Source organism: Rossellomorea sp. GAMAL-10_SWC, assembly GCF_049568075.1.
Lineage (GTDB): Bacteria > Bacillota > Bacilli > Bacillales > Bacillaceae_G > Gottfriedia.
Genome location: NZ_CP144911.1, coordinates 2,354,378 through 2,376,449, shown reverse-complemented (window position 1 = coordinate 2,376,449; position 22,072 = coordinate 2,354,378). Strand labels below are relative to the sequence as shown.

The following is a 22,072-nucleotide window of genomic DNA, read 5'->3' as shown; positions in this document are numbered from 1 at the left end:
ACATGATTCGCACAATGATGAGAGCAAAACTTCATAGAGCTACAGTTACAGAAGCTAATTTAAATTATGTTGGAAGTATTACAATTGATCAAGATTTAATGGATGCAGTTGATGTACTTGAAAACGAAAAAGTTCAAATTGTAAATAATAATAACGGTGCACGACTTGAGACATATGTTATTCCAGGAAAACGTGGAAGTGGTGTAATTTGTCTTAACGGTGCAGCAGCTAGATTGGTTCAAGAAGGCGACAAAGTAATTATTATTGCATATGGTCAGGTAGAGGAAGAGAAACTGGATCAACATGAACCAAAGATTGCTATTTTAAATGATGCAAATGAAATTGTCGAAATGATTGGCAAAGAAATTGCAGGTACAGTTAAGTAAAAAGTCAACTTTTGAATTTCGAAGCATGAAGTTACATGATGATGATCAAAAGTATTTAACACAACAAGAGAAACAGCGAAGAAAACGAGCGTTTGAGGGCAATTTGAAATCCCCTTCTTTAGGGGATTTTTTTGTTGGTTGCATTGTTTAATCAGTTTATGCAAAATAATATCTATATAGAGAATTTGGAGGTGGCAAAATATGAATAAATTTGTGGTCGTTGACTTAGAAACAACCGGAAATAATAATAGAGGTCAAGATCGAATTATTCAAATTGCAGCCTTTTTATTGGAAAGTGGAGAAGTTATTGAACAGTTTTCAAGTTTTATTAATCCAAATATGAATATTCCAACCTTTATTTCTGAACTAACAGGGATTTCAGATGAAATGGTTCAATATGCTCCTCAATTTGAACAAATAGTCGAAGAATTATACCCGATGTTTGATGACGCTTATTTTGTTGCACACAATGTGCATTTTGACTTAACATTTTTGCAAAAAGAATTTGAGCGGATTGGTTTACCAAAAATTTCACCGTTAGCTATTGATACAGTGGAGTTAACAAGAATTTTATATCCAACTTTAACTAGTTATAAATTATCCGATTTAGCAAAAGTATTCAATATACAACATGAAAACCCACATCAAGCTGATAGTGATGCTGAAGTAACTGCCGAATTATTAACCATTTTATTAAAAAAACTTGAGAGCTTGCCATATGCATCATTAAAAATATTAGAAAAACTTAGCACTAGCTTTAAAAGTGACATTACATACTATATTTCGGATCTACTTCAAAAGCAATCTGAATCCTTTTCAAATGAATCTGTTGATTATGAAGAATTTAGACGAATAGCGCTTAAAAAAAGAAGCTTTAGTTTACCTCAAGAAGAAGAAGATTTTGTAGAATTCGACGAGCATCTTAAACGTGAGCTTGTAGATCAGATGGCTGTAGAAATTCCAAATTTTATAAAAAGAGATGAACAATTTGCGTATATGCACGATGTGTTCGATGCATTTAGCCAGAATAATATTCTCTTAGCTGAGGCTGGGACAGGTGTTGGCAAGACATTTGGTTATTTAATTCCATCAGCATTTTTCTCAAAACAATTTGGCAAACAAGTTGTCATTAGTACAAGTACCATCGCGTTACAAAAACAATTACTTAAAAAACATATAAAAACGGTTGAAAAAATAGTTCCATTTCAGTTAAAAATAGCTTCTATACAAAGTAAAAGAAATTATCTATGTCTGCAAAAATTTGAGTATATTGTTGGCGAACAATTTGATGATAATTACGATAGTATTTTATCTAAGGCTATGATTACAGTTTGGTTAACTGAAACTGAAACTGGGGAATTAGATGAATTATCACTTCCTTCAGGTGGCTTACATTTATGGGATCGTGTTTGTTGTAACGAAGAAAGTGAAAATAAAAAAGCAAATCCTTGGTTTCATAAATGTTTTTATCAAAAGGCTAAAAATCAATTAATGTTAGCCGATATAATTATTACAAACCATGCATATTTATTGTCTACTTTAAAAAATAAAGATCACTTAATTAATTCTGTTAAAACGATTGTAATTGATGAGGCACATACTCTTGAGGAGACTGCATCAAAAACTTTTGGAATTACTTTTTCTTGTTTAAAATATTATCAATATTTAAGTAGATTAAGTACTACTGATAGTAATGAACTTGTTCACCGATTATATAAATTTGATGAGGGAATACCAAATCGTGAAAAATGGTGGAAAAAAGTTGATCATTTAGTAAAAGAAATAAAGTATGAATCAGATGAGTTATTTAGGTTATTACGTGATTTTATTTTAAGTAAACAAAATGAACTTGATAAAGAAAATATTAGACAGTCAATAACATTAAGTGATAAAAATACTGCTAGCCAAAATTGGAAGGTTATTCAAGAATGTGCGAATAGATTAATACATGTGAATAACACTTTATTCACGGGTTGCGAGCAATATTTAAATTTAATTGAAGATAATAAGGTATCAGCGTTTCACCGTTCAATCGTTACGGAGTTTAAAATGATTATTGACCAATTAAAAAGCATGAAAAATGGTCTTTATGAAATATTATTCGATAAAAATGATCATTATATTTGTTGGATGGAAACTGAAGCAAAAGGTTCATTTCATACGACAATGCTTTATAGTGAGAAAGTTGAAAATGCAGATTTAATACAAAATTATTTAATTAGTGGAAGAAATTCTATTGTACTAACATCTGCTACAATGTCGATTGATTCATCCTTCTCATTTATAAAGTCATCATTAGGAATTAGTGAAAATAACAATGTTATTGAAAAAATCTACCCTGTCCCAAATGATTTTGCCCAAGGGATGAGGGTCTATATTCCTTCAGATTTAATGGGAATAAAAGAGATTACACAAGAAGAGTATGCATTACAAACTTCGAATACAATTCGCAAAATTGTTACGGAAATAAAAGGTAGAACATTAGTTTTATTTACAGCTTTTGATTTATTAAAACAGACTTATGATCAATTAATACAAGATTTAGACTCACTGAATTCATCTGTATTAGCTCAAGGTGTTTCTCCTGGTGGAAAACAAAAGTTAATAAAACAGTTTTTACAATCTAAACAAACAATTTTATTAGGTACGAACACTTTTTGGGAAGGAATTGATCTACCTAATGAAGAATTAGATTGTTTAATCATTGTACGCTTACCGTTTACAAACCCTGAAAAGCCTATGTTTATTGCTAAATCAAATTTATTAAAAAAAGCTGGAGAAAATTCTTTCTCAAGTTTAGCTTTACCATTAGCAGTATTTAAGTTCAGACAAGGTTATGGTCGTCTTATCCGAAATGAAAAAGATCAAGGTTCATTATTTGTTTTAGATAATCGCATAATAAATACTAGTTATGGTTCAGAATTTTTAAAGTTAATCCCGAAAAACAAAATAAAAATTAATACAATGGATGAATTATTAAAAGATTTTTAGGAGTTTTTCAAAATTTAGCATAAGAATAGTAGGGGATTTAAGGTTAGACGTGTGGTATAATGACATAAATTGTAATGTATTTATAATACATTTTTAGGAGGAGCAACATGAATTCAAATATTGAAGTATTATCAACAACAAAAATTGAATATACTAGAGATTTATACAAAATTGTTGATAGTTTAAATCGTACTTTAAAAGAAAAAGATTTAATGTTTGGACTTGCACTTGATAAAGAAGATCAAGAATATGCGGTATTTACAATTTATCGAACATAAATGAGGTATATATGAAAAAATGGTTAGTCATCCTTGGATTAAGCATCATTTTTCTATCATTATTTTTAATCGCCACCTATCAATCATCAATTTCAAAGCTAAGTGATGATAAAAAACATGCCGAAGAGCTTGTTTTAAATCAAGGGTATTTAAAATCTGTGGAAACTTCTGATTATTTCCATGGAAAAGAACAAGCGATCGTTGTAAGTGGTAAAGATGATGCAAATAATGAAATGATCGCGTGGGTACAGGATGGAGAAGTTATTACACGAAAGAAAAGTGAAGGATTGACCCAAAAACAAATCATTGACAAAGTTGTCAGTGAGAGAAACCCAAAAAAAATACATAAAGTAAAGTTAGGAATAGAGAACAAAATACCACTTTGGGAAGTAATATATATAGACCAAGACGGCCGATATAATTTTTACTACGCTGCTTTCGAAAATGGAGAGCTTTTAAAACGTTATAGTATTTAGGGGGAAATTAACAAGATGAAACTAGCAAAAAGAGTAAGTGCACTAACACCATCTACAACACTAGCTATTACAGCAAAAGCAAAAGAGATGAAGGATCAAGGAATTGATGTAATAGGATTAGGAGCAGGTGAGCCTGATTTTAATACACCAGTTGAAATTATTGAAGAAGCTTATTCAGCAATGCTTAAAGGCCAAACTAAATATACTCCTTCAAACGGTTTACCAGCTTTAAGACAAACGATTTGTGATAAGTTATTGAAAGATCAAGGATTAACTTACTCCCCAGGAGAGGTTGTTGTAACAAATGGTGCAAAACATGCACTTTACACACTTTTCCAAGCGATTTTAGATCCTGGTCACGAAGTAATTATTCCGACACCTTACTGGGTAAGCTATCCTGAGCAAGTTATATTAGCAGAAGGTGTACCAGTATTTATTGAAGGTTATGAACATCAACAATTTAAAGTAACTCCTGAACAAATCGAAGCAGCGATTACAGAGAATACAAAAGCGATCATTATTAATTCACCAAGTAATCCAACTGGTATGATTTACGATGAGCAAGAATTAAAAGCAATCGGAGAAATTTGTTTAAAACATGATATATTAATCGTTTCTGACGAAATATATGAGAAATTAGTATATGATGGTGCAAAACATGTTTCAATTGCTTCGTTAAGCCCAGAGCTTAAAGAGCAAACGATTATTATCAATGGTGTATCAAAATCTCATTCAATGACAGGATGGAGAATTGGATATGCTGTTGGTAATAAGGAAATAATTAATGCCATGACAAATCTTGCTAGCCACTCTACTTCAAATCCTACTACAATGGCTCAAATCGCTACGATTAAAGCATATGAGTTAGGCGATGGTCCTGTTGAGGAAATGAGAGTAGCGTTTGAAGATCGTTTAAATAAAACTTATGAGCGCTTAATTACAATTCCAGGATTTAGCTGTGTTAAACCGAAGGGTGCATTTTATTTATTCCCAAATGTGACTGAGGCAGCTAAAATGGCTGGATATCAAAATGTTGATGAATTCTCTACTGAATTACTTGAAAAAGCTAATGTAGCGGTAATCCCTGGTTCAGGATTTGGTTCACCTGATAATATCCGCCTATCATATGCAACATCTCAAGTACAGTTAGATAAAGCTTTAGATCGCATTGAGCAATTTATGAAAGCAAGTATCTTAAGTTAATTTCAATCGTTGGTAACTCATATTTTTTAATAAAAAAGCTAAGCAAATGCTTAGCTTTTTTCAATACATTTTTTGTATTAATTTTAAGCACCACTAAGCAAAAGCATTTCCAATTTATTAAACTGACTATATCCTTAATTAAATAATTTATTAGTTGGTTTTTTAAATACTAAATAGATATACTAAAATAGAGGTGTGATTTACATGCCTCTATTTATTTTTATTTCACGAGTTTCTTTTACTGTATATTTTATGTAATCATGCTATACTATGCTAGAGGTGTTCGAAGTGAATAATAATAGCATTCTAAACTGGATTCAATTTGGGAATATTAGTATTCCAAATATACTTCTCAGTCATTATTCTTCTTTAAACATAAATGAAGAAGAACTAGTCATGATACTACAGCTTTTCTCTTTTCAACAACAAGGTCATACGTTTCCAACACCTACTCAATTAGCAAAGATTATGTCAATAAATGAACAAAAATGTATGGAAGTTATTCGAGAACTTCTAAAAAAAGGTTTATTAGAAATTACAGAAGAAATTGACCATCATAATTTACGTTGTGAGGCATATTCACTATCTCCGCTATGGTTAAAATTAATTGATTTGACCCAGAATGGTCAACAATCAAATGAAAAACATACTATTCCTTCAATTATTGAACAAGAAGAGGAATCAATTTACTTAGTGTTTGAAAAAGAATTTGGTAGATTATTGTCTCCTTTTGAGATTGAAACTTTAACAATGTGGATGGACCAAGATGATCATAATGAAAAACTAATAAAAACAGCACTTAAAGAAGCAGTTATAAGTGGGAAATTAAATTTTCGTTATATAGATCGTATTCTTTTTGAGTGGAAGAAAAATGGAATAAAGCAAGTAGACCAAGCAATGAATTATAGTAAGCATTTTAGAAAAAAAGAAACAAGAGAACCACATAACGAAACAAAGTATACAGGATCAATTCCTTTTTATAATTGGCTTGAAAAATAAAGCGAGGACATGCTCCTCGCTTTATTGTGTAAACAATGTACAAAAAATTTAAACAGACTGTCAAAAAAGCGTTTGTCTTTCGAGGCGTGAAGCTTGGTGAAGAGCGGAGTAACCTTTAAAGGGTAATGAGCACTACAGGGCAGCCGAAACAACGAAGAAAGCGGCGATTGTCAGGTAGTCTGAAGCGAGGACATGCTCCTCGCTTTTGTTTAGTAAGGAGTGTTTTGGGATGTTAAATAAACAACAAATAAATGAGGTTCTTAATATAATTGGTGATATGTTCCCTGATGCACATTGTGAATTAAACCATAAGAATCCGTTTGAATTAGTAGTAGCGGTTGCTTTATCCGCTCAATGTACTGATGTTTTAGTAAATAAGGTAACAAAAAATCTATTTGAAAAATATAAAGAACCTCAGGATTATTTAAATGTTACTTTAGAGGAATTACAAAATGATATTCGGTCAATCGGACTTTTTAGGAACAAAGCAAAAAATATCCAAAAATTAAGTGAAATGATTATTAATGAATTTAATGGTGAAGTTCCACGTACTAGGGAAGAACTCGTTAAATTGCCTGGAGTTGGTAGAAAGACAGCTAATGTAGTAATGTCAGTCGCATTTAATATACCAGCAATTGCTGTAGATACTCATGTTGAAAGAGTTTCAAAAAGATTAGCTATATGCCGTTGGAAAGATTCTGTATTAGAAGTAGAAGAGACATTAATGAAAAAAGTTCCAATCGAAGACTGGGGAGTAACACATCATCGACTCATATTTTTTGGTAGATACCATTGTAAAGCACAAAGGCCGAGTTGTGAGGTATGTCCTTTACTTGATCTGTGTAGAGAAGGAAAAAAACGTATGAAAGTGAAGAAAGTAAATGACAAATAGTATTTATAAGGATTTTATCGTTACGCCATTTTATAAAGAAAATGCTAATGACCAAATAATCAATGAAGAAATTAAAATTAAAAATAAACCGTTTTTTTATGAAAGCAATCAGATTCTAGTTAATAAGAGCACTAACATCCCGAATGAATGCGATGAAATTATTAAAGAGATGATTAATGAATGGAAAGAGGAGTCTGAACACATTTCTAACTACTTTAAACAACGGAATCGAAAACTTGCGAGTGAACCAATGATAAGAGGCTTAGCTAATTTTATATCAATTCTTACTTGGATAAATGGCCAAATGCTGCTTAATTTAAATAATTTATTATTTGAGTTAGATAAATTAAAGATTAAGCCAATCAATTTAGACGAGCGTATTAGTTTTGTATTAAATCAACCAGATCACTATCACTCATTCATTCAACTTTCTGGCTTATATACGGAGTTGGAAAAGCTTTATTATAAGCAAAAAATAACCTCCTCAAGATGAGGAGGCTTATTTATATTTAGAGTAGATCATTTATTCTTAGGCTTAATGTTTAGATTAATTACATAGAAAAACCTCCTCAAAAAACGAGGAGGTTTTAATTTATGCAATGATATTACGTTCCAACTTATTAAATCGATTATTAGAGTATGAATCTGAGTTATACGAAGTTGGATTCGTATTTGTTGGTTTTGAAGGTTTATTTGGATCTGGTGTAGTAGGAGGTGTAGTTGGATTTGTATTACCATCTCCAGCTCCGCCACCATCACCTGTACCAGTACCCGTGCCGTCACCGTTGCCAGTACCCGTACCATCACCATTGCCAGTACCCGTGCCGTCACCGTTGCCAGTACCCGTGCCGTCACCGTTGCCAGTACCCGTGCCGTCACCGTTGCCAGTACCCGTGCCGTTACCGTTACCATTGCCATTACCATTGCCATTACCATTGCCATTGCCATTGCCATTACCATTACCATTACCATTACCATTACCATTACCATTGCCATTACCATTATTATCAGCTGGTGGGGTAGTAGGCTCTTGGGTAGTAGATAAATCGACTGTAACAGTAACCGCCGCACTCTTAGTATCGCCATTAGTTGCCACGATTGTAATTTTTACTTTGTTTCCAGCGACGATACCATTGATTTTTGCTGATGTTCCATTTACTTTTTGAGTTTGACCTTTAACACCGTTAATATCATAGTTTACTTCAAAAGTAGTAGAAGCAAGTAACTCAGAAGGATACTGCCAATTTAATGAAACACTGCTCGTTTTTTCATCATATTTCGCTGTAACACTTTTAGCTGGATCTAATGTATCAGGTGTTGGTAGATCATCCATTTTTTCACCTTTAATATATAATTCGTCTTGTACTTTTACAACTGAACTTGGTTTATGGAACTCAGATGAACGATCAGCTGTTGCTGCTAACATATCTCTAGCAATATATTTAGCTAAATTTGTTGATGTTTTACTTAAATAATGACCTTCTTTATTTTTCTCATATCCAGTCCATACCGAAATAGTTACATCTGGAGTATAACCAACAAACCAACTATCTCGAGTTGCGTTTGAAGGGAAGCCATATTTGTCTTTTACTTCTTGTGGGTAGTTTGTCGTACCAGTTTTACCTGCCATATCCAGACCAGGTACATTAGCTCTACCACCAGTACCACCTGGAGCCTTAACAACGTCACGTAGCATATCTGTAATCATATATGCAGTGTAATCGCTCATAGCTTGTTTTGGTTCAGGAGCTAATACTTTTTCAGTTTTATCTTGATAGATAATTTTTGTAACAGCATGTGGTTTTATATATACACCGCCATTACCAAAGGCTGCATATGCACCTGCCATATCCATTGCAGATACACCTGTAAATCCACCGATTGCATGAGACTCATAAAAACTGTCCTTTTGGAAGTTAAATCCAAGTCCGTTTCCAAATTCACGTGATTTATCTAATCCAACTTGCTGCATAGTTTTTAATGCAGGAATATTTCTTGAACCGATTAACGCCTTACGAATCGATAATTTACCTTTATAGGATTTATCAGCGTTTCGAATAGGTGTCCCATCAGAATATTGGTATGGCTCATCAACAAGTTGATGATTAGTAGACCATTTTAAATATTGGATCGCAGGACCGTAGTCTAGGATTGGTTTAATAGTTGATCCAGGTTGTCTTTTAATATCTGTTGCAAAATTTAAACCACCACTTGTTGTGTTTCTTCCAGCACCTACAGCTTTAATTTCACCTGTTTTAGTGTCAGTTAATACAAAACCAGTTTGGAAATCATCACTTGGATAAAAGTCAGATCCACGATTAATAATTTCATCTGCTTTAGCTTGTGCTTTTGGATCTATAGTTGTTTCAATTGTTAGTCCATCTGTATTTATATCTGCATCCCCGTATTTTTTTACCTCATCCATAACAACATCAATGAATGCTTGATACTTTGTTTGACCACTTTCATGAACTTTTACTATTGATTTCTCTGGAATTGCTTTTGCACTAGCATATTGTTCATTCGTTATAAATCCATATTTTTTCATCTGGCTTAATACAACATTTCTTCTAGCTTCTGATTCAGCTGGATGTTTTGCTGGATTGTAGTTGTTTGGACTTTGTACCATACCAGCAAGTGTAGCTGCTTCAGGTAATGTAATTTTCGATAAATCTTTACTAAAATATGTTTCACTTGCTTTTGCTACACCATAAACTCCTCGGCCTTTTAAACCATTTGAGAAGTAAACTTTATTTAAATACATTTCTAAAATTTGTTGTTTAGAATATTTTTGTTCAAGCTGGAATGATAAATACCATTCTTGTACTTTACGTTTAATTGTTTTTTGTGGAGACAAGAATGAGTTTTTGACAACTTGTTGAGTAATTGTACTACCACCTTGTGATCCAAATCCACCAGTAATATTAGCTAAAACTGCGCCAAGCACACGGCGGATATCAACACCCTTATGCTTATAAAAACGTACGTCCTCAGTAGCAATAAATGCATCTTCTACTACTTTAGGAATCTCGTTATATGAAACTTTCGTTCTTTGTTCAGTTCCTAGCTCAGCAATAACATTGCCATTTTTATCTAGAATCGTAGACGATAAAGGTACTTTAAGCTTTGATTCATCAAGTTTAGGTGCATCACTTACTAAATAATAGAAAGTTCCAACACCCCCAAGAATACAAAGTACCGCTAAAGTTAATATTGATAAAGTAATCTTTTTCCATAAACCTTCACGTTTTTTTGGTTTGACATTTGAAGGCTTTTCCATTTCCATTTGTTTTCGTTCTTGTCGTGAACTATACTCTTTTGCCATTTTTTTGTTTCTCCTGCCTTTCAAATGAACTTAATGAAATTATGAAAATATTAAATTACAAAAAGTTCATCGATACATTTTAAGTAAGGAACTATGATTGGATAACTTGGTTTAAGTAACGTTCCATACTCTTTGCATTCTTCTCTAGAAATTGATTTTCTTCCACCATCTGTTTGCCTTTTCCAAAAGGTAAGAATATCAGTGGCTTTCATAAAATAAATTTCATTATATAATGAAAATTTTAATATGACAAACGAAATTCCACCGTGATTCAGTACATTTTCCATATGCTCTATTTGGTGTAAATGGAAATTTTGTAAAGGAAAACTAGTCTTATTATTGGTTTCCTTAGCTTCAAAATCAATATACTTCCCTTTATAGATGCCATTATAGTCAGTAGTTGATGGTTGCTTAAAATAGGCTTCTCTAATCACTGCAGCACTTCTTTTTGGATAGTCTACTTTTACGATTTGTACAGGTGTTGGTTTTTTATGTATGTTTGCGATGTTATTTGATAAATAATACGTATTAGTAGCATTTAAATCATCTTCAAGGGACATTCCGCGATTACTATAAGTATTATTTGATTTTACTTGTATTTCGTTATTTTTTTGACTTTTTTGAACTACATTATTTCTTCGATTTGGGTAACTTATCGTCATAAAACCAACTCCACCTTAATTTACATACAACTTGTATTATAGCACTAAAACAGATGTTCGTGTAAAAAAATACCAGATTGCTTGGGGTGAGTCAATGAATGCAAACCATGAAAGCTGGAAAGGTTTCATAAAAGAAAGAAGAGAAGAGCACCACAATTTATCAAAGGAAGAAGCAAAACTTATTGATTTAATAAAGAAAGAAACAGTTAAATATAATGCTGATAATATTTCCAGAACGATTGCATACCAAGAATATTTTTTAAGACAAAGTGAAATCGAGTGGTCTTTTCTTGCAAGTATGGTGTCACGTAATGCAGGCTATAACATGACAGATTTGGAAAACCAAATATTCGTTAATGGACTAAGTGTAAAACAAAGAAAACAGCTTTTTATGACATATGAACGGGCAAATTGGATTATTTTTTTAGATGCATTCCCACAGTTACTTCTTTTTGAATATTCAAAAGTGAATAATAAGCCATTATTTTATTTATTGAAATATTTTTCAGTATCTAGTTTTATGGAAATTGAATGGGAGAAATATTGGACGGATCGTGATAAGAAAAGACTAGTTTATTCATTAATTATTAATGAACAAAATATGATTGAAAGACCAGTCATTCAAAATAAATTTTTTAAAAGTGAAGTTTTTAATTCTTTAGCATTTAAACTACAGGAACAATTAAAACTTAGTTATGTTATATTTCCAACAAGAAATGGTGAACTATATGGACTTGGTGTTTACCAATTTGAGGATTTAACGAAAAGAATTCAAATTGGTAAACAATTATATTCCATTTTATTTCATGAGGATTTACACAATGAATTTATCGATTTTGCCATGCAAACTATTCACACAGGCAGTAGAAGTGATTATGAAGGATTAGTTGGAATTACAAGTTCAAATAATCCGAAATTAAGAGATGTTTATCCAATAATTCCTCATACACGAACTGCTCTAGATGATTGGTATACAAATAGTAAAATTTTAAATGAATGGTATGAATATGAGGAAGTTATTAATGGAGATAGTTTTAAGCAGTCTTTTTTAATAAAACAAGAGCTGCTTGGTTCATTGTTAAAATTGAAATCGATCTTTCAATAAAAATGGGTTATAAATTTTCGCTGAAAAAAGCTAGCACACAAATGCTAACTTTTTTCTTTTAAATCGATTTTCAATAGAAAGTATGTCGATGAAAACCAGTTTTCCCACTATTTATGTAGCAGGGAAATTAGGACCATCTAATTTTGGATTACCAGTTTGTTGACTTTTACTTTTTTCTTGTTTTTTCTTTTTTTCATTTTTGTTTTTTGCCATTTTGAAACACCTCCATGTAATATACCTTTCCCAATTCTGTTCCACGTTACAAGTTTTTTTGTCGAAATTATAGATGAAAATACCTTTATTCACTTTGTTTAGCGAAATAGTTCTAGTTTTGTCACTAGGGAAGGAGGTAGATGAACTGTTGTTGAATTTATTCTGTATAGAAAAATAGGAAGAGGAGTTGAACTGTATGGAGTTAATTCAAAGAGATGAATTTTTTCGAGCAATTGATGAATTTTTAAATGAGGTAGAATTTATTGAGCACTCCTTAGCTTTAAGAATTGATCAAAAATGTGATGAAGAAAAGAATTTACTTTTAAATAAGATCCAGTCAACAACAGTGCATCTTCATCATTTTGAAAAGAAAGTAAGTCAAGCAAAAGAGGGTGGTAGTTGGATCTCAACACCATTTTTAGGAAGACAATTAGCATTTAATATTTAATAAATATATATAAGTAAAACATATTTGATTTGAATGAAGGGATAAGAGAATAATGGAATTAAATAAAGCGATACACTTTTACAATTTAGTAAATGTGTATCGCTTTATTTCTTATAATATTATATTCCCGATTTCTAAATTGGCTTACAAGCGCCAAATAGTTCAAGTTCTTTAACTAATTCTCTGTAATGTTGAATAGTAACCTCACCATTTAGGTAATTTTGTTGTAAAAAGTCCATTAATTGATTAAAGTCAGTTGGTTCGAAACTTTTTGATGAAATAAACTTGCTCTTTAATTCTTGTAAAGTCATTATTACCCCTCCAACATTAAAATTTAATTAACAACTTGTATAACTAAATAAAATGTACCATAAATATTTAAAATTTAAATTTTTTTAAAAATTTAAACTTCCGACATATTATGACAAATAGCGCATAAAATAATAGAAGTAACAGAATAGGCATTTGTAACATATTTATAAATGAGAAAACTTATAATGGATGTGAGAATATGAGATCTCAAATGTTTCCTCCAAATCATTCAGATAACAGCTTTGAATGGTTTAGAAAGCAAAATCAAGTGATTGATGAGAATTTTAATTTTCCAGAAATAAATCAAATATTAAATGAAAATCAGCGTTATTATGGAAATACAATTCAACCTTTTTCCCAAAACCATACTATGAATACACTACAATCGCCAGTTCAATCGCAACAGACTCACCATGCACAATCCACTCAACTAACACAACCAGTTCAACCAACACAATCAACTCAATCAATCCAACAATCTCAGATGATTGAGCCATCTCCTTATGTGGGACCATCAACACAAACAGGTAGTTATGATCAAAGTCAAATGCAGTATGCAGCACCACAACACTTTTCAATGCAGCATCCTACTGTTTCATATAACCAAGGGTATCAATACGATCCTAATTATTACGGAATGATGCAAAACCAATATCCATATATGCCAATGTATTCTTCACAATTCGGTAATCAAACGAACTTTTTAAGCAGCCCTCAAAATCAACAGTATTCAATACAACCTCAACATGCTCAAATGTTACAACAAGGCCCATTTACAACTCCACCAATGTTTGCGCCTAGTACACCTTATCCAACACAACCAAAAAAATTAAACCAGCAAAATAATAATGGTCAATCATTTCAGTTTTCATCAATATTAAATCAATTTAAAAATGGTTCAGGTTCATACGATGTCCCAAAAATGATGTCTACTGCGGGTCAAATGATGAATACGATGAATCAAGTAGGTGGACTATTTAAACAAATAGGGGTTTTATTCAAATAAAAAAGCCAGGATCTCCTGGCTTTTTTAAATCGTATAAAGAATTTACCTACTATACGATTAATCATTTCTAGATAAAGAATGTACAAGCTTGTAGCGGTCGGCTCTGTATACAGTCAATTCGTACTCTAAAACTTTGCCACTTCTTAAATATGTTGTACGATAAATGGCCAATACGGGACAATTTGGCGGTATTTCTAATAATTGTGCTTCTTCTTCAGAAGGCATTCTAGCTTGAATCGATTGATCAGCATATTGAATAGGATCTGGAATATTGGCATTTACATAATCAAAGAATGATTTTTCTAAAACACTTTGATTTAAGTTTGGAGCAATATCGCATGACACGTGGATACTTTCAATCGACATAGGAATTGAGTCTGCTAAACGGACACGTTTTATAAAATAAATAGGATCTTTTTCTTTTATCTTTAGTATATTGGATAATGCTTTATCAGAATTTAAAATATCAAATTGAACTAACCTACTACTTGGTTTTAAACCTCTCTCAATCATTTCTTCTGTGTAACTATTTAATCTACTAATTTTTTTTTCAACTTTTTGACGACTAACAAATGTACCTTTACCTTTTTGTCTGTAAACAATTCCTTCTTGAACTAAATTATTTAATGCTTGTCGAACGGTCATACGAGATATTTGGAATTTTTCTGAAAACTCTCTTTCTGATGGAATCAATTCATCTGCAGGGTATTCACCTGATGTGATTTTACATTTTATGTATTCTAATAATTGATGATAAATTGGTATTGGGGAATTTTTGTTAATCATTTTTTACTCCTTGAATTGCATTAATTATCTATATTTAAAACGATTTCATAACTCATTTTAAAGGAATAAAATGCTTTCGGCAATCATTGTGTATACTCACAAAAATCAGAAAATTTAAACTTTTAATCATTATTAATTTTATTGTTGTGAAATATGTTCAAACCTAATAAAATAAAAAAGTTGACATTAAAGTATATTTAGGATATTGGAGAGGATAATTTTGAACAAAATACTTTTTTTATTTTTTTTCACAATTACATTAACATTAATTATTTTTACGAGTTTTAAACAAGCTTTATATGTAATTTTATCATAAAATTTCGACATTTCGACGAAAAAATTTTAACAATAATATTCCTATCACAATAACTAATCTAAAGGGAATAAAATATCCTCTATAAGCAGCAATCAAATATTGAAATATTGATCTTAAATTGGTCTTAATAGTTGATTTCCACTAAGCTTATGACTACAATGCAAAGTTAAATATTAGATTCCCTCAATATAAATTTCTACATTTGAATATTATTTAAATAAATGATTTTTGCGAGATAAATATACTTACAATATTTATTTGTTACTAAATATTTGAAATAAAGCAGAGTATTTAATAAAATAAAATTTGTGGAAGAACTTTTAGTTCTTCCTAATTTATTATTGTGAGGTAATATGAAGATACTACTTATATCTGGTTATAAATCATTTGAATTAGGAATTTTTTCGAATAAACACGATGCAGTTAAGTACATAAAAAAAGCAATAAAAAATAAAATACTTTTATTTATAGATGAACTAGAATGGATTATTATTTCAGGGCAAATGGGTACTGAATTATGGGCCGCAGAAGTAGTATTCGATCTTCAGCTTGATTATCCCGAATTAAAGTTGGGTATTTTTACACCCTACGAAGATCAAGAGAAAAATTGGAATGAAGCAAATAAAGAATATTATAATGAAATCTTAATTGGGGCGGATCACGTCGACTCAATTTCAAGAAAACCATACGAATCTCCAATACAGTTAAAAGCAAAAAATGAATTTTTAGTTAGTAAAAGTGACGGATGTATTTTATTTTACGATAATGAAAAAGAAGGTAGTCCTAAATATTTATATGATTTAGCATATAAGAAAAATGAACTATTTAATTATCCTGTAGAAATCATCACATTTGACGATTTACAAGTGATTGCAGAAGAGTCATTTTGAGAATGATGACAATAAATATAGGGAATTATAGAATAGATAATTGACAATTTATGAAGAGTTTGAAAAAATAGAAGGTAAATATTTCTAAATGTTTTGGGGTGACACACATGGAATCAACAAAAATAAAACTAAGTATAAAAGATATCCTAAATAAAGAATTTAAAGTTTCAATGCGAGGATATAATCAAGAGGAAGTGGATCAATACTTAGACACGGTCATTAAAGATTATGAATCGTTTCAAAATCAAATCGTAGCCCTACAACAAGAAAATGCAAAGTATAAAAAATTGTTGGAGGATCAAAAAAACACAGCTACACCTCCGCCTTCACCTTTTAATAATACGAATACTGATGTTCTAAAAAGATTATCAAATTTAGAGAAGCATGTCTTTGGTAGTAAACTATTCGAATAATTTTAACTTAATTTATATTTTAAGAAAGCATTGCAAACTTAAGTATAATTTACTATACTAATAAATGTTCGTTTCAATATGTTCGGGTAATCGCTGCAACGCTTGACGTTGTTGAGGAAAGTCCATGCTCGCACAGTCCTGCGATGGCTGTAGTGTTCGTGCCTATCGAAGTCATAAGATAGGGTAGCTGTGTAATCAGCTAACGGCAGGGAACGGACCTAAGTCCTTTACGGATATGGTTCTACTACCTTTAAAGTGCCACAGTGACGTAGTCCTCGAAGAAATGAGAGGAGTGGAACGCGGTAAACCCCACGAGTGAGAAACCCAAATTATGGTAGGGGAATCCTTTCAAAGGAATTGAACAGCGAAAGGGACAGATTATTCTGTAGATAGATGATTACCACCTAGTAGTACGAGGCGAGAGCCGCTTGAAGTACGAATGGTACAGAACATGGCTTACAGAACATATGAAATGATGAAACTGTTTAAAACTCTTCATTCTATGGAGAGTTTTTTGTAATTTCGACGTAAATTGTTCATAATGAAAATAGGAATCAAAATGAAAATATGAAAAGAAAAGTTCATTCTTAATTTGAATGAGATAGGTGGTTAAATTGGCGAAATATACATTAATTGCTACTGCTGCAATGGGGATTGAAGCTCTAGTTGCTAGAGAAATCAAAAGCCTAGGTTTTGAAGATGTAGTAGTTGAAAATGGTCGAGTATTATTTAAAGCGGACGAAGCTGGAATTGTGAAAGCGAATTTGTGGCTTAGAACAGCTGATCGAGTGAAACTACGTGTTGGTGAATTTAAGGCAACCTCTTTTGATGAATTATTTGAAAAAACAAAAGCCTTACCTTGGCATTTGTTTATCCCAAGAAACGGTCAATTTCCTGTGTCAGGAAAATCGCATAAATCAAAATTATTTTCAGTATCAGATTGCCAAGCAATCGTCAAAAAAGCAATTGTTGATAAATTAAAAACAATCCAAAATATTCAAGGTATGTTAATTGAAGATGGTCCATTATTTCGAGTGGAAGTCTCTATTTTAAAAGATATCGTAACATTAACCATTGATACTACTGGTCGTGAAGGCTTACATAAAAGAGGATATCGAGTAGATCAAGGTGAAGCACCATTAAAAGAAACACTTGCGGCTTCATTAATATTACTAACGAATTGGAATGCTGATTTACCTTTTGTTGATCCGTTTTGTGGATCTGGTACTATTCCAATTGAGGCTGCATTAATTGGACATAATATCGCTCCAGGATCGTTTAGAAGCTTTGCGTCTGAAGATTGGCATTGGATTGGTAAAAAAAGATGGAATGAAGCAAGACAAGAAGCAGAAGACTTAGCAAATTATGATCAAAAACTTGAAATAATCGGATCAGATATTGATCATCGAATGATTAATGTTTCAAAAGCGAATGCTGATGAAGTTGGATTATCAGATTCAATTGCTTTTAAACAAATGCAAGTAAAAGACTTTACTACTAGATCTGAGTATGGGTATGTTGTTACCAACCCACCATATGGTGAGCGATTAAACGATCGACCTTACGTTGAAAAGTTATATTCAGATATGGGGAATGTTTTTACAAAATTAGATACTTGGTCAGTGTATGTACTAACTAGTCATGAGGGATTTGAACAATTTTATGGTAAACCAGCAACAAAGAAGCGTAAATTATTTAATGGTTTCATTAAAACTGACTATTATCAATACTTTGGAAAAAGACCTCCAAGAAGAATCGAAGAGTAAAATGGTTAAAAGGGTGTTCCCAATGTCTATTTAGACGATTGGGGCACCTTTTTATTTATAATAACGTATTTTGTTCAAGTTTTTACGAAGAAAACTTGAACAAAAATTGAATTCGTTTAGTAGCATTATAAATTTATTGCAGGTACAATTCTAAAACCGTGATTTTTTTCAAGTAAATGTGCAACATGCCAATTCGTTTCTGCAGTACTTTTATATTGAGTGACTAGATCATGGAATTCATCATTAGAGAAACTCTTTTCATGCTGAAGTAAATAAAGGTCTCTTACAACACTTATATCATCATTTGTATCAAAATTAGTCTGAATTAAAGAATATAAGTACAAATAAACACCTCCAAACTACCATTTTTATCATTATTTTATAGATTTCCCGATAATTCAAATGTTATTGCCATTAGTTAATTTTGAAATATAATCATTTTTCTTTTTAATGGAGAATGATGATTTGTTACAATAAATCTAGAAAAATAAGCCAATTTAAAGGACTGATCAAAAATGAAAAAACCACGTATTGGAATGGTAGGATTAGGTAATATTGCACAAAAAGCATATCTACCCATTCTTACAAAAGAAGAAAACTGGGATTTTATCGGTGCATTTTCACCAAATAAAGAAAAACGTAAGAAAATATGCTCACAATACCGAATTCAAGATTTTGAAAGTTTGGAATTACTTGCTGAACAAAGTGACGCAGTATTTGTACATAGTACAACTAGTTCACATTTTGAGGTTGTATCGTATTTATTAAATAAAGGTAAAGATGTATATGTTGATAAACCACTAGCAGCTACATTGCCAGAGTCGGAAAAATTAACTGAATTAAGTTTTAAACTAAATCGAAAACTTATGGTTGGATTCAACCGTCGATTCTGTCCAATGTATGTGCAGGCAAAAGAACAAGCAAAGAATATAGCGGTAATCAGATTTGAAAAACATCGAGAGAATAAAATTGGGACTAATTCATTCGAGTTTACGATGTTGGATGATTATTTACATTTAGTTGATACGATTAGATGGTTTTCAGATGGAGAAGTTAACTTGATTAATGGAAGAGTTCAACTCACTCATACTAATCAATTAGAGTATGCTACTCACCAATATGAATCGATAGAAGGAACATCAATTAATACAGTAATGCACCGAATAGCAGGAACAAATCTTGAGCGCTTAGAATTAATTACTGAAGGTTCGATTATAAGGGTAAAAAATATGAACAACTTTGAAGTAGAAAGAAATAACTCAATAAATAATTCGTTTTCATCTTCATGGGAATCAACATTAAAACAAAGAGGTTTTGAGGATTGTATTAACCATTTTATCAATTGCATATATTCTGATGAAAATCCATCAATCAATGGGGAAGAAGCATTAAAATCTCAAATTATTGTTGAAGAAATGATAAAGCAAGCAAAAGGCTGGTAAAGTTATCTAGAAAGCTTTACGAATTTAAAGCAAATTTATTTTCGTTCCAAATATCCAATTCCCTTAGTCTTTTGGTGATCATGCCTTATTTCCCTTGCCTTTCCCTCACATTTTTTGTATGATAGCGGGTAGAGACAATTTTTAAATAAAATAATGGATCGAATAAATTTGCAAAATTAAAGTTCTCAAAAGAGGACTTTTTCTTTTTAATTTACATTTTGGGGGTAGCAATGAGTCATTCAACTAAATTACCTTTTGAGGTAGGAAAGCAAGACCAATTTATTGAAAAGTTAGGGGAATGGATTGGGGACGTTTTTTACGATTTATTACCAGATGCTGGCTATGAATTAAGAGATGAGCAAATCTTTATGGCTTATCAGGTTGAAAGAGCGTTTAAGGAAAAGAAAGTTATTTTTGCTGAAGCAGGTGTTGGTACAGGTAAAACGTTTGTCTATTTGCTATTTTGTTTATGCTATGCAAGATATACAGGTAAGCCAGCTATTATCGCATGTGCCGATGAATCTTTAATTGAGCAGCTAGTAAAGAAAAATGGGGATATTGAAAAATTATCGAATGCTTTAAATTTGTCAATTGATGTTAGATTAGCAAAATCAACTACAAATTATTTATGTTTAAAGAAATTGGATTTACAACGTTCAGAAATTGATGTATCAGATGCTGTTTTAGGGGTTTATGAAAATTTACCAAGCTTTGTAAATGATTATGGAACACTCCAAAAGTTTACTCCATATGGAGACCGTACTGAATATAAGGATCTAACAGATGAAGAGTGGGATACAATTTCATATGATTATTTCCAGGATTGCTCTACTTGTGAACAAAGACATCGATGTGGACAAACTCTATCAAGAGAACATTATCGTAAAGCCACTGACCTAATTGTATGCTCACAAGAATTTTATATGGAGCATATTTGGACGGTAGAATCTAGAAAACGTGAAGGTCAATTGCCATTACTACCTAATCCAAGCTGTGTAGTATTTGATGAAGGACATTTACTTGAATTTGCAAGTCAAAAATCGTTAACTTATCGTCTACAACAAGAGACATTAAATATATTTTTATCATTTTTAATGCAATCAGGTACGCGTGAAAGCTTCCAACAGTTACTAGAAGATACATTAGAAACGTACGATCAATTCTTTTTTGAATTAGATAACAATACCGAAGAAGTTGAAGGATCTAGACGTTTTAAACTGAATATGAATGAAAGATTAATTATGTTAGCAAGGAGATTAAAGTCCCAAATTAGTAGCATTGGTGATGAATTAGTCTTTGAAAGTGAAATGTACACGATTGATGAATATCAGTTAAATATTGTTGATGAGCATTTAGATGATGTTGAGCGTTGCTTAAATTTATTTATTAATGAAATTACAGCGATTCAATGGATTGAATATAATCAAAATGAATTAACACTTGTCATTATGCCAAAGGCTGTAAATGAGCTTTTACAAGAAAAAGTATTTAATCAAAAAATGCCGATTGTATTTTCATCTGCAACTCTTTCTCAAAATAGTTCTTTTGATTATATCGCAGGTAGTTTAGGGATAAAAGATTACTTATCATTTTCGGTCAATTCTCCGTTTGATTATGATGAACAAATGAAAATAGAGTTAAATCAAGTTGACCCAACCAAAATTGAGGAAAAAAATGAAAAGATTATAGAGAAGTTAAAGGAAAATAACGGAAGTACATTAATTCTCTTCAATTCAACTCAAGAAATGAAAAAGTTTAAACTGCAAGTTGAGAAAGAAAAATTAGACTTCAATTTATACTTTGAAGGTGAAGAAGAAATTAGTTCAATTGTACAAAAATTCCAAGAAGATATTAGCGCGTCTTTATGTGCTGTTCATTTATGGGAAGGATTAGATATTCAAGGCATGTCACTAAGTCAAGTGATTATTCACGCTCTACCATTCCCGCCAAATGATCCGGTATTCCAATCAAAACGTCAAAATGCACAAAACCCTTACTTCGAGATCGATGAGCCGTATATGTTATTAAGATTACGCCAAGGTATTGGACGACTAATCCGTAGTCATGAAGATAAAGGAAAAATCGTTTTATTTATTGGGAATGATCTAAACAATGAAACGAAAGAAAAAATCTTAAACAGTTTACCTGTTAATCCATCTTAAA

At 31.5% G+C, this 22,072-nt stretch carries 21 protein-coding genes and 1 other RNA gene; 17 read left to right on the top strand and 5 right to left on the bottom strand.

All coding sequences use genetic code 11. From position 1 onward, the window contains the following. Positions 1-2: 2 nt before the first annotated feature. The 8 genes from panD to V5E38_RS11620 all read left to right on the top strand — a co-directional run bounded on the left by panD (position 3) and on the right by V5E38_RS11620 (position 7,718). Positions 3-386, top strand: a complete 384-nt coding sequence (gene panD / locus V5E38_RS11655; RefSeq protein ID WP_025671415.1) for an aspartate 1-decarboxylase — start codon at positions 3-5, stop codon at positions 384-386. A gap of 201 nt (positions 387-587) precedes the next feature. Then, positions 588-3,377, top strand: a complete 2,790-nt coding sequence (gene dinG, locus V5E38_RS11650) for an ATP-dependent DNA helicase DinG (protein WP_499213408.1) — start codon at positions 588-590, stop codon at positions 3,375-3,377. Positions 3,378-3,484: 107 nt separating this feature from the next. Further along, on the top strand, positions 3,485-3,655 hold the full coding sequence (locus V5E38_RS11645; protein ID WP_082459338.1) for a YpmA family protein: 171 nt from the start codon (positions 3,485-3,487) through the stop codon (positions 3,653-3,655). 11 nt (positions 3,656-3,666) lie between these two features. Then, positions 3,667-4,131, top strand: coding sequence for a cell wall elongation regulator TseB-like domain-containing protein (locus tag V5E38_RS11640; protein ID WP_499213407.1), 465 nt, complete (start codon positions 3,667-3,669; stop codon positions 4,129-4,131). A gap of 15 nt (positions 4,132-4,146) precedes the next feature. Continuing rightward, the gene (locus tag V5E38_RS11635; protein ID WP_499213406.1) at positions 4,147-5,334 is read left to right on the top strand and encodes a pyridoxal phosphate-dependent aminotransferase; all 1,188 of its coding nucleotides are present in this window, start codon (positions 4,147-4,149) and stop codon (positions 5,332-5,334) included. A 288-nt stretch (positions 5,335-5,622) separates the two neighbouring features. Continuing rightward, positions 5,623-6,333, top strand: a complete 711-nt coding sequence (locus V5E38_RS11630) for a DnaD domain protein (protein WP_499213405.1) — start codon at positions 5,623-5,625, stop codon at positions 6,331-6,333. Between the two features lie 229 nt (positions 6,334-6,562). Further along, positions 6,563-7,225 carry an endonuclease III gene (gene nth / locus V5E38_RS11625; protein ID WP_387326847.1) on the top strand — a complete coding sequence of 221 codons (663 nt, stop codon included), beginning with the start codon at positions 6,563-6,565 and terminating at the stop codon, positions 7,223-7,225. Further along, a complete protein-coding gene (locus V5E38_RS11620; protein WP_499213404.1) occupies positions 7,215-7,718 on the top strand; it encodes a YpoC family protein in 504 nt (167 codons plus the stop codon). Before nth ends, V5E38_RS11620 begins: the two co-directional genes overlap by 11 nt. A gap of 99 nt (positions 7,719-7,817) precedes the next feature. Here the strand turns inward: V5E38_RS11620 and V5E38_RS11615 are convergent, their stop codons facing one another. Beyond that, on the bottom strand, positions 7,818-10,550 hold the full coding sequence (locus V5E38_RS11615) for a transglycosylase domain-containing protein (protein ID WP_499213403.1): 2,733 nt from the start codon (positions 10,548-10,550) through the stop codon (positions 7,818-7,820). A 50-nt stretch (positions 10,551-10,600) separates the two neighbouring features. Next, positions 10,601-11,212 (bottom strand): Holliday junction resolvase RecU, encoded by a 612-nt coding sequence (gene recU / locus V5E38_RS11610; RefSeq protein WP_056466590.1) that lies wholly within the window; start codon positions 11,210-11,212, stop codon positions 10,601-10,603. Between the two features lie 94 nt (positions 11,213-11,306). On the opposite strand from recU, the gene V5E38_RS11605 reads away from it, so the two are divergent. Both V5E38_RS11605 and V5E38_RS11600 read left to right on the top strand, forming a co-directional pair. After that, a complete protein-coding gene (locus V5E38_RS11605; protein ID WP_499213402.1) occupies positions 11,307-12,317 on the top strand; it encodes a DUF2515 family protein in 1,011 nt (336 codons plus the stop codon). 409 nt (positions 12,318-12,726) lie between these two features. After that, on the top strand, positions 12,727-12,978 hold the full coding sequence (locus tag V5E38_RS11600) for a hypothetical protein (protein WP_097978862.1): 252 nt from the start codon (positions 12,727-12,729) through the stop codon (positions 12,976-12,978). A 134-nt stretch (positions 12,979-13,112) separates the two neighbouring features. Here V5E38_RS11600 and yppF read toward each other — a convergent pair whose 3' ends face one another. Beyond that, complete coding sequence (gene yppF, locus V5E38_RS11595) at positions 13,113-13,289, bottom strand: YppF family protein (protein WP_084006691.1); 177 nt, start codon at positions 13,287-13,289, stop codon at positions 13,113-13,115. Positions 13,290-13,489: 200 nt separating this feature from the next. Here yppF and V5E38_RS11590 point away from each other — a divergent pair, with 200 nt between their 5' ends. Continuing rightward, positions 13,490-14,296: a YppG family protein gene (locus V5E38_RS11590; protein ID WP_499213401.1), complete on the top strand. Its 807-nt coding sequence runs from the start codon at positions 13,490-13,492 to the stop codon at positions 14,294-14,296. Positions 14,297-14,353: 57 nt separating this feature from the next. Here V5E38_RS11590 and V5E38_RS11585 read toward each other — a convergent pair whose 3' ends face one another. Next, positions 14,354-15,082 carry a GntR family transcriptional regulator gene (locus tag V5E38_RS11585; RefSeq protein ID WP_387326831.1) on the bottom strand — a complete coding sequence of 243 codons (729 nt, stop codon included), beginning with the start codon at positions 15,080-15,082 and terminating at the stop codon, positions 14,354-14,356. Positions 15,083-15,751: 669 nt separating this feature from the next. Here V5E38_RS11585 and V5E38_RS11580 point away from each other — a divergent pair. The 4 genes from V5E38_RS11580 (at position 15,752) to V5E38_RS11565 (ending at position 18,467) form a co-directional block, all read left to right on the top strand. Then, the gene (locus V5E38_RS11580) at positions 15,752-16,288 is read left to right on the top strand and encodes an SLOG family protein (protein ID WP_499213400.1); all 537 of its coding nucleotides are present in this window, start codon (positions 15,752-15,754) and stop codon (positions 16,286-16,288) included. Positions 16,289-16,395: 107 nt separating this feature from the next. Beyond that, entirely contained in the window at positions 16,396-16,701 is a 306-nt protein-coding gene (gpsB, locus tag V5E38_RS11575) for a cell division regulator GpsB (RefSeq protein ID WP_097978859.1), read from the top strand. Between the two features lie 78 nt (positions 16,702-16,779). Continuing rightward, an RNA gene (rnpB, locus tag V5E38_RS11570) (RNase P RNA component class B) lies at positions 16,780-17,165 on the top strand. Positions 17,166-17,315: 150 nt separating this feature from the next. Further along, entirely contained in the window at positions 17,316-18,467 is a 1,152-nt protein-coding gene (locus V5E38_RS11565) for a THUMP domain-containing class I SAM-dependent RNA methyltransferase (protein ID WP_499213399.1), read from the top strand. Between the two features lie 125 nt (positions 18,468-18,592). Here V5E38_RS11565 and V5E38_RS11560 read toward each other — a convergent pair whose 3' ends face one another. Next, positions 18,593-18,811: a hypothetical protein gene (locus tag V5E38_RS11560; RefSeq protein WP_069031943.1), complete on the bottom strand. Its 219-nt coding sequence runs from the start codon at positions 18,809-18,811 to the stop codon at positions 18,593-18,595. Between the two features lie 171 nt (positions 18,812-18,982). Here V5E38_RS11560 and V5E38_RS11555 point away from each other — a divergent pair, with 171 nt between their 5' ends. Then, the gene (locus V5E38_RS11555; protein ID WP_499213398.1) at positions 18,983-19,909 is read left to right on the top strand and encodes a Gfo/Idh/MocA family protein; all 927 of its coding nucleotides are present in this window, start codon (positions 18,983-18,985) and stop codon (positions 19,907-19,909) included. Between the two features lie 230 nt (positions 19,910-20,139). Further along, a complete protein-coding gene (locus V5E38_RS11550) occupies positions 20,140-22,071 on the top strand; it encodes an ATP-dependent DNA helicase (protein ID WP_499213397.1) in 1,932 nt (643 codons plus the stop codon). The last annotated feature ends 1 nt before the right edge of the window (position 22,072 follow it).

What these genes read in the sequence shown, in the direction of transcription:
- V5E38_RS11640 (WP_499213407.1), top strand. Translation starts at nt 3,667, where the DNA reads ATGAAAAAATGGTTAGTCATCCTTGGATTAAGCATCATTTTTCTATCA.
- nth (WP_387326847.1), top strand. Translation starts at nt 6,563, where the DNA reads ATGTTAAATAAACAACAAATAAATGAGGTTCTTAATATAATTGGTGAT.
- yppF (WP_084006691.1), bottom strand. Translation starts at nt 13,289, where the DNA reads ATGACTTTACAAGAATTAAAGAGCAAGTTTATTTCATCAAAAAGTTTC.
- V5E38_RS11635 (WP_499213406.1), top strand. Translation starts at nt 4,147, where the DNA reads ATGAAACTAGCAAAAAGAGTAAGTGCACTAACACCATCTACAACACTA.
- V5E38_RS11590 (WP_499213401.1), top strand. Translation starts at nt 13,490, where the DNA reads ATGAGATCTCAAATGTTTCCTCCAAATCATTCAGATAACAGCTTTGAA.
- V5E38_RS11605 (WP_499213402.1), top strand. Translation starts at nt 11,307, where the DNA reads ATGAATGCAAACCATGAAAGCTGGAAAGGTTTCATAAAAGAAAGAAGA.
- V5E38_RS11600 (WP_097978862.1), top strand. Translation starts at nt 12,727, where the DNA reads ATGGAGTTAATTCAAAGAGATGAATTTTTTCGAGCAATTGATGAATTT.
- V5E38_RS11550 (WP_499213397.1), top strand. Translation starts at nt 20,140, where the DNA reads ATGAGTCATTCAACTAAATTACCTTTTGAGGTAGGAAAGCAAGACCAA.
- V5E38_RS11620 (WP_499213404.1), top strand. Translation starts at nt 7,215, where the DNA reads ATGACAAATAGTATTTATAAGGATTTTATCGTTACGCCATTTTATAAA.
- recU (WP_056466590.1), bottom strand. Translation starts at nt 11,212, where the DNA reads ATGACGATAAGTTACCCAAATCGAAGAAATAATGTAGTTCAAAAAAGT.
- V5E38_RS11580 (WP_499213400.1), top strand. Translation starts at nt 15,752, where the DNA reads ATGAAGATACTACTTATATCTGGTTATAAATCATTTGAATTAGGAATT.
- panD (WP_025671415.1), top strand. Translation starts at nt 3, where the DNA reads ATGATTCGCACAATGATGAGAGCAAAACTTCATAGAGCTACAGTTACA.
- V5E38_RS11555 (WP_499213398.1), top strand. Translation starts at nt 18,983, where the DNA reads ATGAAAAAACCACGTATTGGAATGGTAGGATTAGGTAATATTGCACAA.
- V5E38_RS11585 (WP_387326831.1), bottom strand. Translation starts at nt 15,082, where the DNA reads ATGATTAACAAAAATTCCCCAATACCAATTTATCATCAATTATTAGAA.
- V5E38_RS11645 (WP_082459338.1), top strand. Translation starts at nt 3,485, where the DNA reads ATGAATTCAAATATTGAAGTATTATCAACAACAAAAATTGAATATACT.
- gpsB (WP_097978859.1), top strand. Translation starts at nt 16,396, where the DNA reads ATGGAATCAACAAAAATAAAACTAAGTATAAAAGATATCCTAAATAAA.
- V5E38_RS11615 (WP_499213403.1), bottom strand. Translation starts at nt 10,550, where the DNA reads ATGGCAAAAGAGTATAGTTCACGACAAGAACGAAAACAAATGGAAATG.
- dinG (WP_499213408.1), top strand. Translation starts at nt 588, where the DNA reads ATGAATAAATTTGTGGTCGTTGACTTAGAAACAACCGGAAATAATAAT.